The following is a 12,873-nucleotide window of genomic DNA, read 5'->3' as shown; positions in this document are numbered from 1 at the left end:
GTGAATGCCGATGCGGGTGGTTGCGAACAAATGAACTTTAGTTCGACATTGCCCGATATCAGAAAACGCCGCTCGAAGGCAACGCGGACGGGCGGCCTCCGGTCCGCCCGTCGCCCGTCCTCACCAGGTGAGCGGCAGCGTCTCGGGGCCCCGGTTGATCGACCCCCGGCGCCACCGCACCTGCTCCGGCGCGACCGCGAGACGCAACCCCGGCATGCGACGCAGCAACGTGGCGAGGATGACCTCGCACTGCATCCGGGTGAGCGCGGCCCCGAGGCAGTAGTGCGCGCCATGGCCGAACGCGAGGTTGGGCGACTCGTCGCGGGACAGGTCGAACCGGTCCGGCTCGGTGAAGACCTCCGGGTCGCGGTTGGCGGCGAGATACGAGACGTACACCGCCTCCCCGGCACGGATCACCACATCGCCCACACAGACGTCCTCGGTCGCGATCCGGGGCAGTCCCACACCGTTGCGCTGCGGGATGAACCGCAGCAACTCCTCGATCGCCATGGGCAGCAGCTCCGGATCCGCCCGCAGCCGCGCCAGCTCGTCGGGGTGCGTGAGCAGGGTGTACACCATGGTGGAGCACTGGTTGCGGACCTGGTCGAGCGCGTTCAGTACGATCATCACGGCCAGCGAGATCAGCTCGGGAGCGCTGAGTTCGTCGGTGGCCCGGGCCGCGACCAGTTCGCTGAACAGGTCGTCGCCGGGGTGGTCCACGCGGTGCGCCGCCAGCTCCCGGAAGTACCCGGCGATCTCGGCCTTCACGGCGTTGCTCTCCTCAAGCGAGTGATCGCTGGAGAGGATGACGGCCCGCCAGGCCTGGAGCCGGCCGAGGTCGTCCTCCGGCACGCCGAGCAGCTTGCCGATCACCCGCTCCGGCATCGGCCCGGTCACGCACTCGGTGAGATCGGCGGGCGACCCCTGGGCCAGCATGGCGCCGACCAGCTCCTCGGCGATCGCCTCGGCCTCCACCTTCAGCGCCGCGACCCGCTTGCGGTTGAAGGTCTGGGCGAGCAGCCGCCGCAGCCGGGTGTGGTCGGGCGGGTCGGTGCGGCCGATGCCCCCGGCGGGCGCCACCACATGCGGGGTCATGCTGGTCACCGGCCGGTCGACGGTCAGCGCCCGGCTGAACCGGGGGTCCGAGGTGACCTCCTTGATGTCCTGGTACCGCGTCACCAGCCACGCGCTGCCCTCGCCGAACCGCATCCGGACGAGCGCGACCGGCTCCTCCCGCAACAGCCGGTGCAGCAGCGGGTCGAACTCCAGGGCGTCCAGGTGCTCCACCGGCCAGAAGTGCGGCGTGGCCCCGTCGGAGGTGCGGGGCGCGTCGGTGCGTACGTCCTCGGTCATGACGTGACCCCCGCGTTCACGGTCGGCGCTTGTACGGGAGGGGTGTGCCGCAGGGGGGTCAGCTGCTCGATGTCGTACCGCACGCGCAGCTCCTGGACGGCGGCCGGGTCGATCTCGCCGCCGCTGTTGAGGAGTTCGAGCAGCTCCTCGAAGTAGCGCTCGTGGTCCGGGGGAGGGGCGGCCTGGAAGAGCATGCGGGCGGGGCGGCCGGTCGGGTTGGCGAAGGCGTGCGGACAGCCGGGCGGCACCAGGATCATCGTGCCCGCCGTCGCCCGGATGTGGCGCTCGCCGGAACGGGACTCCCACTCCCGCCAGTCGTCGCGGGTCCGCACCTTCGGCTCGAACGCCATCACGTCCAGCTCGCCTTCGAGGAGGTAGAACAGCTCCTCGCTGCGGCTGTGGGCGTGGGCGCCGACGTCGAAGCCCGGCGGCACCACCACCTCGAAGGTGGAGGCGACGGCCGAGTGCGTACCGGTGACCTTGAAGGTCACCTGCTGCGCGGCGGTCCGGATCGTGCGACCGCCGCCGGGCGGGATCACCAGACCGTCGATGGGGCGGGTGTACGGATCGAGGTCGTCCACGGCTGTCTCCTCTCGGATGGTCACTGACGGTTCATCGGATCCGTCACCAGGTCACCGGCAGTTCCTTCGGCCCCCGGATCAACGCCCCGCGCTCCCATACCAGTTCGTCCTCCGGCACGGCCAGCTTCAGCTCCGGGAAGCGGTCCCACAGCGAGCGGAGCAGGATCTCGGACTCCATCCGGGCCAGCGTGGCGCCGGGGCAGTAGTGCGGGCCGTGGCCGAAGGCGACATGCGGGTTGTGCGTGCGGTCGAAGTCGAGCTGCTCGGGGTCGGCGAAGACCTGCGGGTCGCGGTTGGCGGTGAGATACGAGACGTATACGGGGTCGCCCTCGGGGATGAGCACCCCGCCCACCTCGACGTCCTCAAGGGCGATCCGGGAGAGGCCGACCGCGTTGCGGTGAGGGATGTAGCGGAGCAGCTCCTCCACGGCCTGCGGCAGGAGTTGGGGCTCGGCGCGCAGCCGGGCGAGGTGTGCGGGCTTGGTGAGCAGCGCGTACACCATGTTGGCGCTGTTGTTGCGCACCGCGTGCGCGCCGCCGATCTGGATCAGCACGGCGAGCCCGACGGCCTCGTCCACGTCGAGCGTGCCGTCCTCGACGGCCCCGGCCAGCACGCCCGCCAGGTCCTCGCGCGGCTCGGTCCGGCGCAGGGCCAACAGATCGTGGAAGTACGCGGCCATCTCGGCCTTCGCCTGCTCGCTCGCCTCGCGGCCGCGTCCTGCGGAGATGATGGTGTCCGACCAGTGCGCCATCTTGGACTGGTCCTCGTCGGGCACGCCCGTCAGTGCGCACACCATGGCGAGCGGGAAGGGCCGGTTGAGGTGGGCCACCAGGTCGAGCGGGCCGCCCTTGCGTTCCATCCGGTCCAGCAGACCGTCCATCACCCCCTGCGCGTGCTCGTGCAGCCGGCGCATGGAGCGGGCGGTGAAGGCGCTGGCGACGACGCGCCGCATCCGGGTGTGGTCCGGCGGGTCGGCGAATCCGACGGCCCCGGGCAGCGGGATGAAGTGCGGGGCCAGCCTGGTGACGGAGCGCCCCATGACGGCCTGCCGACTGAACCGGGGATCGACGGAGACGAACCGTACGTCGTCGTACCGCGTCGCCAGCCACGCGTGACCCTCGCCGTTGGGGAGCCGGACGCGGGCGACCGGTTCCTCGTGCAGCAGCCGGTGCAGCAGCGGATCGAAGGCCAGGCCGGGCAGATCCGGCGGGGCCCAGAAGTGGACGGTCGACTCACTCGCGGTCGCGTCGTTCTGCACGGTCTTCTCCTCCACGGCCCTGTCCTCCTATACCTCTACGGATTTCTTCGCCGCCGTCGACGTCCAGTGGCCCAGCGCCACTTCGGCGGTGATACCGGGCCCGAACCCGGCGATCAGGCCCTTGGCCCGGTGCTCGGCGCCGCCCTCGTCGAACAGGCGGCCCAGCGCGTCGAGGACGACGGCGCTGGCGATGTTCCCGTACTCGGTGAGCGTGGCCCGGCTGAAGCGGAACGCCTCCGGCGGCACCCCGAGGTACTTGCAGAGGTCGTCCAGGATGCGCGGGCCGCCCGCGTGGACGATGTAGAAGTCCAGGTCCGACGCGTTCCAGCCATGTTCGTCGGCGAGCCGTCCGAGGGCGGGCGCCAGCGACTCCATCGTGCCGGGGACGCGTTTGTCGAGCAGGAAGTGGAACCCGGTCTCGCGGACCGCGTACGCGATCCAGTCCTCGGTCTGCGGGATCAGATACGAGCCGTTGCGCTCAAGGTGGATCCCCGTGCCGCCCGAGCCGCGCACCACGGCGGCGGCCACGGCGTCGCCGAACAGGCCGTTGGAGAGCAGCGTGCCGACGCCCAGGTCGGTCGGCTGATAGCTCAGCGAGCAGAACTCGCAGGCCACGACGAGGGCGTTGGCGTCGGGGTAGGCGGTGCAGAAGTCGTGCGCGCGGTTGATCGCGCTGCCGCCCGCGGCACAGCCGAGCTGTGCAATCGGTACCTGACGCGTTTCCGGCCGGAATCCCATGGTGTTGATCAGCCAGGCCGTCAGGGACGGCATCATGAACCCGGTGCACGACACATAGACGATCAGGTCGATGTCCCGTGCCGTGAGCTCCGCGGTGTCCAGCGCCTGCCGTACGACCTGCGGCACCCGCGCCTTGGCTTCCGCCTCGTACACCTTGTTCCGCACCTCGAACCCCGGGTGGCGCAGGGTCTCCTCCAGCGGCTGCACCAGATGCCGCTTGGCCACCCCGGTGTTCTCGATCAGGCGGAGGGCGAGCGCCAGCTGGGGATGGCCGGCGTGCACGGTGCGCACCAGGTCGAGCGTCTGCTCGGAGGTGATCACATGCTCGGGCACGGCGACGGCAGGTCGGCACAAGACAGCCATGGGCGGAACATCCTGGAGGGGTAGGCGACACCGGCCTCGTGACACGGGGCGGGCGGGCTGCCGGACAGCCGTGGATGATCATCCCCGGCCTATGCCACAGGAAATCCCAGATCACCCTGAAAGTACACAAAAGTGTTATTCGGATGGCGCGTGTGACGCTTGACGGTCGCGGATGCGCGGTGTGGCGCATCCGCGACGGTGACGGGTCCCGGGTGCGCCGACGTGTGCGATCTTGGGGCGCCGAGTGATGGGGTGCTTCAAGGGGATACGAGGGGAGACGTCATGTCGTCGTCACTGCTGGCGGGCCGGGTGGCTCTGGTGACGGGTGCGAGCCGTGGGATCGGCGCGGCCGTCGCCCGTGCGCTGGGCGCGCACGGCGCGTCCGTGGCGGTCAACTACCTCCGCAGCGCCGAGGCCGCCGCGCGCGTGGTCGCCGACATCGAGAAGTCGGGCAGCCGGGCGATCGCGGTCGCGGGCGACGTGTGCGATCTGGCACAGGTGCGGACGATGGTGGCGACGGCCACGGAAGCGCTCGGCCCGATCGACGTCCTGGTCTGCAACGTCATGGTCGGCACGGACCGGATCGGCGCGAGGGCCGGGGCGGCGCGGGGCGGGGCTTCGGGAGGGTGTTTCATCGACACCCCCGACGGCATCGCCTCGGTACGGGACGCGGTCGCCTCCCAACTCGACGCGACCCTCGCGTGCTGCCATGCCGTCGTCCCCGGGATGCGCCGGGCGGGCGGCGGCTCGATCGTCCTCATCGGCGCGTCCACCACGCACAACCCGTACCCCGTACCCGTCGAGATAGCGGCGGCCAAGAGCGCCCAGGACGCCGTAGGCCGGTCCCTGGCAAGGGAGTTGGCGCCGGATAACATCCGCGTCAACACCCTCGCCCCGGGCTTCGTCCCCACCGATGCCAACGCGGGCCCGTTCCAGGCGACCCTGATCGCCCACACTGCCGAGGTCACCCCGCTGCCCAAGCCGATCCTGCCGGAGGACGTGGCGGACGCGGTCGTCCTGCTGACCAGTGACCTTGCGAGCAAGGTCACGGGCACGTTCGTGCCGCTGGACGGCGGGAGGACGCTGATCTGAGGAGCGAGGAGGCTCCCTTCAGCGGCCGATTAGGCTCCCATGCCATGAACGAAGTCGTGGAAGTGGCTGATGTGGCCGATGTGTACGTGGGCAACGCGGGCAAGGACGCCGCGCTCGACCGGGGCTGGCTGCTCGGGCACTTCAAGGACGCCGGGGACCCCCGGCACAGCGAAGCCGTCGAGATCAAGTGGGGTGTCCACCCGCGCGGCGACGAGCGGGCGCAATGGGTGACCGGCGAGGAGCGCACGGCGCTGCTGGTGCTGATCAGCGGGCGCTTCCGGGTGGAACTTCCGGGCCGCAGTGTGACGTTGAGCGAGCAGGGTGACTACGTCGTGTGGGGGCGCGGGGTGGACCACTCCTGGTACGCGGAGGAGGAGTCCGTGGTGCTCACCGTCCGCTGGCCGTCGGTGGCGGGCTATCGGGTGGGCGAGTCGGCCGAGGTGTCCCCGGCCCCGTCGCCGCGCGGGCCCAGCGCGTCGAGGTAGTGCGCCACCGCGTCGCGGTTGCGGGTCAGGCAGTTGATGCGCGCCGTCATACGGTCGCGGTGGAGTTCGAGGCCCGCGACCATCTCCGGGGTCACGTCGGAGAAGTGGTTGGCCAGGGGCTCGTCCAGGCACGGCAGGATCTGCTTGATGATCCTGGTGGGCAGCCCCGCGTCGAGCAGCCCCCTGATCTGCAGGACCCGGTTCACGTTGGAGTCGTCGTACTCGCGATAGCCGTTGGGCGTGCGGTCGGCGCCGATCAGGCCCTGCTCCTCGTAGTACCGCAGCAGCCGAGGGGGCGTGCCGGTGCGCTGTGACAACTCTCCGATACGCATGCGATCGCCCCACGTCCCGTCGCCCGGCTCCGGGCGGCTCAACCTTCACATCCATGTGATGGTTCAAGCATAACGCCGTCGTGTGATCGGCTTGACCCTCACGTCACGTGAGGCAGCACGCTCGATCACGACGAAAGGCACCGCGATGAGTTACTCCGTCGGCCAGGTCTCCGGGTTCGCCGGGATCACCGTGCGCACCCTGCACCACTACGACACCGCGGGGTTGCTCACACCCAGTGAGCGCAGCCCCGCGGGCTATCGGCTCTACAGCGACGCCGACCTGGCACGGCTCCAGCAGATCCTCTTCTACCGGGAGCTCGGGTTCTCCCTCGACGAGATCACCACGATCCTTGAGGACCCCGAGGCCAACGCCCTGGACCAACTGCGCGCCCGCCACAAGCGGCTGAGCGAGCAGATCGGGAAGCTCCGGCGGATGATGGACGTCGCCGAGCAGGCCATGGCCGTGCAGCAGACCGGCGTACGGCTCACACCGCAGGAGCGGTTCGAGGTCTTCGGGGAGATCGCCTTCGATCTCAGTTACGCCACCGAGGCGCAGCTCAAGTGGCAGGACAGCGACGGCCACCGGCAGTCGATGGCCAGTGCCGCGGCCCATACCAAGGAGGACTGGGCGCGGATCATGGCCGAGGCGGCGGCGTGGCGCGAGGACCTGCTCGCCGCATTCGACGACGGCCGTCCCGCCGAGTCGGAGCAGGCCATGGACCTCGCCGAGGAGCACCGCCGCCATATCGCGCGCTGGTTCACGTCCTGCCCGCCCGAGATGCATCGGCGCATCGCCGACGACTTCGCCCGGGACCCGCGCGCCTTCGCACTCGTCGTGCCCGCGTCACAGCAACGGCCCGGCCTCGCCACGTATCTGCGTACCGCCGTGGAGGCCAACGCCGCACGTCAAGCCGCCTCCGAAGGACCTCTCACGTCCGACGGACACCTCAAGGACAGCCATGAAGATTCTGATCACCGCTGCCGGATCGTACGGTGACGTCGCCCCGTACACCGGTCTCGGCGCCCACCTCCGGCGCGAAGGACACGAGGTCGCGCTCGCGGCGCCGGAGTCGTTCGCCGCTCTCGTGAAGTCCGCCGGGCTCGAATTCCGGCCCCTGCCCGGCGATCCCCGGGCGAAGGCCGCGTCCGGGAACGGGAGCGGGACCACATCGGGGGCCGGTTCCGCACCCGAAAAGCGTGCGCTGATGCGCGCGGCGGGCGCGTATGTGAAGGAGTTGGCCGGAGGGCTGGCCGACACCGTCGAGCAGGGCACCGAGCTGATGCTGCTCTCCACGACCACGGCCCCGCTCGGCTGGCACATCACCGAGGCCACCGGGACACCCGGCCTCGGCGTCTATCTGCAACCGACGCACCCGACAAGGGAGTTCGCCCCGGTCGTCGCGGGCGCCAAGTCGCTCGGGGCGTGGGGCAACCGGGCGATGGGACGCTTCTCGCTGAAGATGGTCGACCGCGTCTTCACCGAGGCCGTCAGGGACCTGCGGGCGCGGCTCGACCTGCCCGCCGCGACGCCGGGCGAAGTGCGCAGCAGGACCGAGCCCGGCTGGACCGTGCTGCACGGCTACAGCCCGGCCGTCGTACCGCAGCCGCGCGACTGGCGCGACGGCCTGGAAGCGGTCGGCAACTGGTGGCCGTACCACGCCCCGGACGCCGAACTCCCCACAGCTGTCGAGGACTTCCTCCGCTCGGGCCCGCCCCCCGTCTTCATCGGCTTCGGCAGCATGGCGGCGGGCGAAGGCGAACGCCTCGGCGAACTCGCCGTACGGGCCCTGCGCTCCGCGGGACTGCGCGGCATCCTCCAGACCGGCCAGGCCGGACTCCACGCTTCCGGCGACGACGTGCTCACCGTCGGCGAACTCCCGCACGCCCTGCTCTTCCCGAGAGTGGCGGCGGTCGTCCATCACGGAGGCGCGGGCACGACGGCGGCGGCCCTGCGCGCGGGGGTGCCCGCGGTCCCGGTGCCGGTGACGGCCGACCAGCCGTTCTGGGCGGCCCGCCTCGTCGCCCTGGGCGCGGCCCCGTGCGCCATCCCGTTCAAACGCCTCACCGCCGAGCGCCTCGCCGACGCACTCGGCCGGGCCGTACGCGATTCAGCCCCCTCCCGTGCCGCCGCCGACCTGTCCCGCCGTATGGCAGGCGAGGACGGGGCGGGCCGGGTGGCGTCGGCGGTGGCCCGGCTGGCGGGATGACGTCCTGGAATGTGACTACGTGAAGTGGTGCGCGCGCCGTTCCAGAACGGCCAGCGCCCGCTCGGCCCAGCGGATGTTCTCCTGCTCGAACGCGCGGCCCCGCAGCAGGGTCAGATACGGGCCGACGCGTTCGGCGCCCGCCAGGAAGTCGTCCTCGGTGCGCCCGTCGAGCAGTCGGGCGCGCAGCCGGTCGTAGCGGGCCAGCTTGGCCCGTGCCCACTCCAGCCGTTCGGCGATCGAGGCGCGGACGGCTTCGGCGTCACCCGCGTCCACGGCCTGCACCTTGACCAGCAGTTCATCGCGGATCGCGCTGGGCCTGGGCGGTTCGGCGGTGAACGACCGCAGCGCCGCGTACCCGGCGTCGGTGAGGGAGAACAGCCGCTTGTTGGGCCGCCGTTCCTGCTGCACGACGCGGGCCTCGATCAGGCCGTCGGACTCCATCCGGTCGAGCTCGCGGTAGAGCTGCTGCGGGGTCGCCATCCAGAAGTTGGCCACGGACGCGTCGAACCCCTTGGCCAGGTCGTACCCGGAGGCCTCACCTTCCAGGAGCGCGGCGAGGACCGCGTTGCGCAATGCCATTGCGCCAAGTTAGCACTTGCGTTAATAGGTGCGTATTCGAGTAATCACATTGATGACTAATGCGGATTACTTTGCCGCCGCCGCCGCCGCCGGCGGTGGCGGTGCGGGGGTGGCCCGGGTGTTGATCGTGAACGTGGCGCCGTCGGGGTCCCGGACCGTCGCCCAGGGGCCGGTGGTGCCGGTGCCCTGGTCGATCACCACGCCGCCGTGGGCACGGGCGGTCGCCGTCTTGGCGGGGACGTCGACCGTGACGAAGTGGACCTCCCAGTGCGGACGGAGGGTGGGGTCCGGTGCGGCTTCGAGGGCGCCGGAGCTGAGGCGGGCGACGATGTGGCCCGCGTGCCGCAGCACGACCTCGTCGGCCTCGTACTGGACGTCGCAGCAGCCCGGCCGCTCGTTCGCCCAGTCCAGGACCTCTCCGTAGAAGATCGCCGACTCGAAGGCGTTACGGGTGCGCAGCCGCAGCCACGCGGGCTCCCGGTCGCGCCAGGACTCCCAGTCGGCGACGAGCTTGCCCTGCCAGATGCCGAACACGGCGCCGTCCCGGTCGGCGGCGAGCGCACCGCGGCCGGTCTGGAAGGAGACGGGGCCCACGGCGACCGTGGCGCTGCGCTCACGGATGCGTCCGGCGGTCGTGTCGGCGTCCTCGACCGCGAAATAGGGAGTCCAGGCGACCGCCACCTGCAGTTCCGGCGCGAGCGCTCCGATGCCGGCCACCGGCTGGCCGTTGTCGAGGGCCACCCGGAACTGCTCACCGAGCCCTCCGGTCCGGAACGTCCAGCCGAACACGGCGCCATAGAAGTCGAGTGCGGGAGCGAGGTCCCGCGCCATGAGACTCACCCAGCACGGCGCCCCGAACACCGCCGCACTCGATGAGGCCTTGGAATCCGGGACTGTCGTTGTCCTGTCCATCGCTGATGCCGATCGCTATCGCCTGACGGCTTCCTGCCTCACCATCTTCCCGCAAAACGGACGTCCCGCATCCAGTCACTTGATATATCGACTACGTTACGTGACGGAGGGGGTGGGATGGTAGCGCTTAGTTACCGAGACCGTCGGGCGGCGACCCGCTACGCGGCGCGCTGGTAGCTGGCGCCGTCTCGGGTGCGGGTCAGCAGGCCCGCCGTGATCAGGTAGCGGCGCAGCGCCGGGTAGTCGTCGTGCACGGTGAGCAGTGCGTCATTGACCTCGCGCTCGGTGTACGTGCGGTCCGGCTCGAACAGCGTCTCCTGGAGGTGCGCGAGCAGCTGCTCGCGGCGGGCCGCCTTGCGGGGGATCGCCGTCAGGCGGCCGTGGGAGAAGAGCGAGGCCACGCCGTGCGAGGTCGCTTGGGGAGGGCTGGTTCTGTTCTCGGACATGGCCGGAAGCCTGACGTACCGGTTGTCGGCCCGGCAACGTATTTTTGCCGGGAGGGGGCGATACCGGGGGCTCGGTCGGCCTGCGCGCGAAGGTCGGCGGGCGGGGGGTGACGACCACGAAACACCGCACCCCGTGCGACAGTTGAAGGGAAACGGGGAGCGGGATGGCCGAAGCTTTGCTCGACGTCCTACGAACATTTGTGCCATGCTCGCGCCCCGGTCGGACGTCTGGCACAGCGGGGGTGTGAGATGGGGCTGGTGAGCGAGTTCAGTACCGAGGCCGTGCCCGCGAGGGAACGGTTCGCGCTCTGGACGGAGTTGGCCGGTCAGTCGCACGTGCGCAACTGGCTGCGCAGCGAGTCGGCGCCGGACTTCCACGCCTCGCTGCGCGTGCTCGACCTGGGCGATGTACGGGTGTCGACGCTGACGTACCCGAGTGTGGAGATCACCCGTACACCGAAGCTGATACGGCAGGACGACCCCGAGGTGTACCAGGTCAACGTCCTCATGTCGGGGCGCGGCCGGGTCGCGCAGGGCGGGCGGGAGGCGGTGCTGCGGGCCGGAGAACTGATGGTCGTGGACAGCAGCCGTCCGTTCGACGGGGGGTTCGACGGCGAGCTGTCGTCCATGACGGTGGTCCAACTTCCCCGGACCCGGCTCCCGTTGCCCGGGGACGTGGTCCAGCGCGTGACCGCGACCCCGATCGCCGCGGACCACGGGATGGGCGGGGTGTTCGGGCGCTGGCTCGCCGACCTCGACGCCCGCGCGGACGAGTGCGCCTTCGACGACATCCCCGCCCTGGCGTCGGTGACGATCGACCTGCTCGCCGCCGTGCTCGGGCGGCGGCTGGCCGTGGAGGACCAGATGACGCCCGAGTCGCGCAAGCAGGCCCTGCGCGTCGAGGTCTGCGACTTCATCGACCGGCACCTGAGCGACCCCTCCCTCACCCCGGCGACCGTCGCCGCCGCGCACCGGATGTCCCTGCGCCAGCTCCACCAGGTCTTCGACTCGCGCGGCATGACCATCGCCGCCTGGATCCGGTCCCGGCGGCTCGAACGCTGCCGCCGGGACCTGACCGACCCCGGCCTGCGCCGACGGCCGGTGTACGCCATCGGCGCCCGCTGGGGCTTCATAGAACCGGCCCACTTCAGCCGGGCGTTCCGGGCCGCGTACGGAATCAGCCCGCGTGACTATCGCGAGGCAGCCCTGAACCGCTGAGCGGGCCGCCCGTGCGGGAGTGGTAGTAGAGGAAGCCGTACTCGTCGGTCCAGCAGGCGTCGCCGGTGAAGTTCCAGCCGTTGCGCACGTAGTCCTGCTGACGCTCATCGTCGTCGAGATAGCGGCAACCTGTCGGTCCCTTGACGGCGAGGGCGCCGACCTCGCCGTGCGGGAGCGGGCGCCCGGACTCGTCGACGATCGCGGTGAGATAGCCGGGCACGGGCCGACCCATCGCGCCGGGCCGGGTCCAGGCCTCCTCGCCGCGCATCGCGACGAAGATGTGGAACATCTCGGTCGAGCTGAGCCCGTCGATGAGACCGCTGCCCGTACGCCGCTTCCACCTGCGGCGGGTCTCGGTCGGCAGCGGCTCCCCGGTCGACACGCACTCGCGCAGCGAGGACATGTCGTACGTGGTCCGCTCGGCGCAGACCGCGCGGTAGATGTCCGGGGCGCCGAAGCACACGGTCGCCTTGAACTTCGAGATGGAACGGGCGAGTTGGCGGGGCGTGGGGTCGTCGAGGAGCACCGTCGTCGCACCCACGTGCAGCGGGAAGAGAAGCAGTCCGCCGAGCCCGTACGTGGACGTCAGTGACGCGGAGCCGATGAACCGGTCGTCGCCGGTGGCCCGCAGGACGTGCAGGGGGAAGGAGTTGCACGCGGCCATCACATCGCGGTGCGAGTGGATCGTGGCCCTCGGCGTTCCGGTGGTGCCGGAGGTGAAGGCGATCAGGCAGGGGTCGGTCGCGGTGGTGTCGACCGGGAGCGACCAGTCCGGTTTGGTCACCATGGCCTGTTCGAGGGTGGTGCCGGTGCCGGTGTCCGCCTCGTCATCGAGGAAGTACATCGTCCGGGGTGCCCGGCCCGTCGCTGCAAGTTCGGACCGTAGGGCGGACTCGCACAGGACATGCGTGACCCGCGCCTTGTCGATCACATGGGCAAGCGCCTGGCCCCGCAGCGACATGGGCGCGGCCACCACGACCCCGCCCGCCCTGACGACCGCGAGCCAGATCGCCGCCAGCATCGGGGTGTTTGCCCCGCGCAGCAGCACCCGGTTGCCGGGCACGAGGTCCAGGTCCTCGGTGAGCACATGGACGATACGGGAGACCTCGGCGGTGAGCTGCCCGTACGTCCAGCGCACGCCGTGCGGCGACAGCACGGCGAGACGCTTCGACCGGTCCAACGACCCGGCCCCGTCGAGAAGTTCCCACGCGCAGTTCAGACGTGCCGGGAAGCGCAGATGGGGCATTCCGAGGAGCAGGTCGGGCTGGAGCAGCGCGGGCGGTAAGTTGTCCCGGACGAACATGTCGGC

General features: G+C 70.7%; 14 protein-coding genes. 5 read left to right on the top strand and 9 right to left on the bottom strand.

Going from position 1 to position 12,873, the window contains the following annotated elements:
- Nucleotides 1-120 precede the first annotated feature (120 nt).
- From BG418_RS32740 to BG418_RS32725, 4 genes are read right to left on the bottom strand one after another with little or no spacing between them, the layout of a single operon-like run.
- Nucleotides 121-1,353, bottom strand: coding sequence for a cytochrome P450 (locus BG418_RS32740; protein WP_188277678.1), 1,233 nt, complete (start codon nt 1,351-1,353; stop codon nt 121-123).
- A complete protein-coding gene (locus BG418_RS32735; protein WP_188277677.1) occupies nt 1,350-1,934 on the bottom strand; it encodes a cupin domain-containing protein in 585 nt (194 codons plus the stop codon). Before BG418_RS32735 ends, BG418_RS32740 begins: the two co-directional genes overlap by 4 nt.
- A gap of 43 nt (nt 1,935-1,977) precedes the next feature.
- Nucleotides 1,978-3,207 (bottom strand): cytochrome P450, encoded by a 1,230-nt coding sequence (locus BG418_RS32730; protein ID WP_399001194.1) that lies wholly within the window; start codon nt 3,205-3,207, stop codon nt 1,978-1,980.
- 12 nt (nt 3,208-3,219) lie between these two features.
- Nucleotides 3,220-4,293: a type III polyketide synthase gene (locus tag BG418_RS32725; protein ID WP_188277676.1), complete on the bottom strand. Its 1,074-nt coding sequence runs from the start codon at nt 4,291-4,293 to the stop codon at nt 3,220-3,222.
- A gap of 282 nt (nt 4,294-4,575) precedes the next feature.
- On the opposite strand from BG418_RS32725, the gene BG418_RS32720 reads away from it, so the two are divergent.
- Both BG418_RS32720 and BG418_RS32715 read left to right on the top strand, forming a co-directional pair.
- Nucleotides 4,576-5,385: an SDR family NAD(P)-dependent oxidoreductase gene (locus tag BG418_RS32720; protein ID WP_188277675.1), complete on the top strand. Its 810-nt coding sequence runs from the start codon at nt 4,576-4,578 to the stop codon at nt 5,383-5,385.
- 44 nt (nt 5,386-5,429) lie between these two features.
- Nucleotides 5,430-5,870: a signal peptidase I gene (locus BG418_RS32715; protein WP_188277674.1), complete on the top strand. Its 441-nt coding sequence runs from the start codon at nt 5,430-5,432 to the stop codon at nt 5,868-5,870.
- On the opposite strand, the gene BG418_RS32710 is transcribed toward BG418_RS32715, so the two are convergent.
- The gene (locus tag BG418_RS32710; RefSeq protein ID WP_188277673.1) at nt 5,801-6,202 is read right to left on the bottom strand and encodes a MerR family transcriptional regulator; all 402 of its coding nucleotides are present in this window, start codon (nt 6,200-6,202) and stop codon (nt 5,801-5,803) included. The genes BG418_RS32715 and BG418_RS32710 overlap by 70 nt on opposite strands.
- Before the next feature lie 145 nt (nt 6,203-6,347).
- On the opposite strand from BG418_RS32710, the gene BG418_RS32705 reads away from it, so the two are divergent.
- Nucleotides 6,348-7,199, top strand: a complete 852-nt coding sequence (locus BG418_RS32705) for a MerR family transcriptional regulator (protein ID WP_188277672.1) — start codon at nt 6,348-6,350, stop codon at nt 7,197-7,199.
- Nucleotides 7,162-8,409, top strand: coding sequence for a glycosyltransferase (locus BG418_RS32700; RefSeq protein WP_188277671.1), 1,248 nt, complete (start codon nt 7,162-7,164; stop codon nt 8,407-8,409). Before BG418_RS32705 ends, BG418_RS32700 begins: the two co-directional genes overlap by 38 nt.
- 15 nt (nt 8,410-8,424) lie before the next feature.
- On the opposite strand, the gene BG418_RS32695 is transcribed toward BG418_RS32700, so the two are convergent.
- From BG418_RS32695 to BG418_RS32685, 3 genes are all read right to left on the bottom strand, one after another.
- On the bottom strand, nt 8,425-8,988 hold the full coding sequence (locus BG418_RS32695) for a PadR family transcriptional regulator (protein ID WP_188277670.1): 564 nt from the start codon (nt 8,986-8,988) through the stop codon (nt 8,425-8,427).
- Nucleotides 8,989-9,054: 66 nt separating this feature from the next.
- On the bottom strand, nt 9,055-9,900 hold the full coding sequence (locus BG418_RS32690) for a VOC family protein (RefSeq protein ID WP_188277669.1): 846 nt from the start codon (nt 9,898-9,900) through the stop codon (nt 9,055-9,057).
- A gap of 158 nt (nt 9,901-10,058) precedes the next feature.
- Nucleotides 10,059-10,346 carry a DUF2087 domain-containing protein gene (locus BG418_RS32685; protein WP_188277668.1) on the bottom strand — a complete coding sequence of 96 codons (288 nt, stop codon included), beginning with the start codon at nt 10,344-10,346 and terminating at the stop codon, nt 10,059-10,061.
- A 249-nt stretch (nt 10,347-10,595) separates the two neighbouring features.
- Between BG418_RS32685 and BG418_RS32680 the strand changes: the two genes are divergently transcribed.
- Nucleotides 10,596-11,564 carry a helix-turn-helix domain-containing protein gene (locus tag BG418_RS32680; protein ID WP_188277667.1) on the top strand — a complete coding sequence of 323 codons (969 nt, stop codon included), beginning with the start codon at nt 10,596-10,598 and terminating at the stop codon, nt 11,562-11,564.
- Here BG418_RS32680 and BG418_RS32675 read toward each other — a convergent pair.
- Nucleotides 11,524-12,867: an AMP-binding protein gene (locus BG418_RS32675; RefSeq protein ID WP_188277666.1), complete on the bottom strand. Its 1,344-nt coding sequence runs from the start codon at nt 12,865-12,867 to the stop codon at nt 11,524-11,526. The two genes, BG418_RS32680 and BG418_RS32675, sit on opposite strands and share 41 nt — an antisense overlap.
- Nucleotides 12,868-12,873: the final 6 nt, after the last annotated feature.

This window comes from Streptomyces sp. CBMA152, assembly GCF_014596475.1.
Taxonomy (GTDB): domain Bacteria; phylum Actinomycetota; class Actinomycetes; order Streptomycetales; family Streptomycetaceae; genus Streptomyces.
This window is presented reverse-complemented; position numbering and strand designations above follow the sequence as displayed.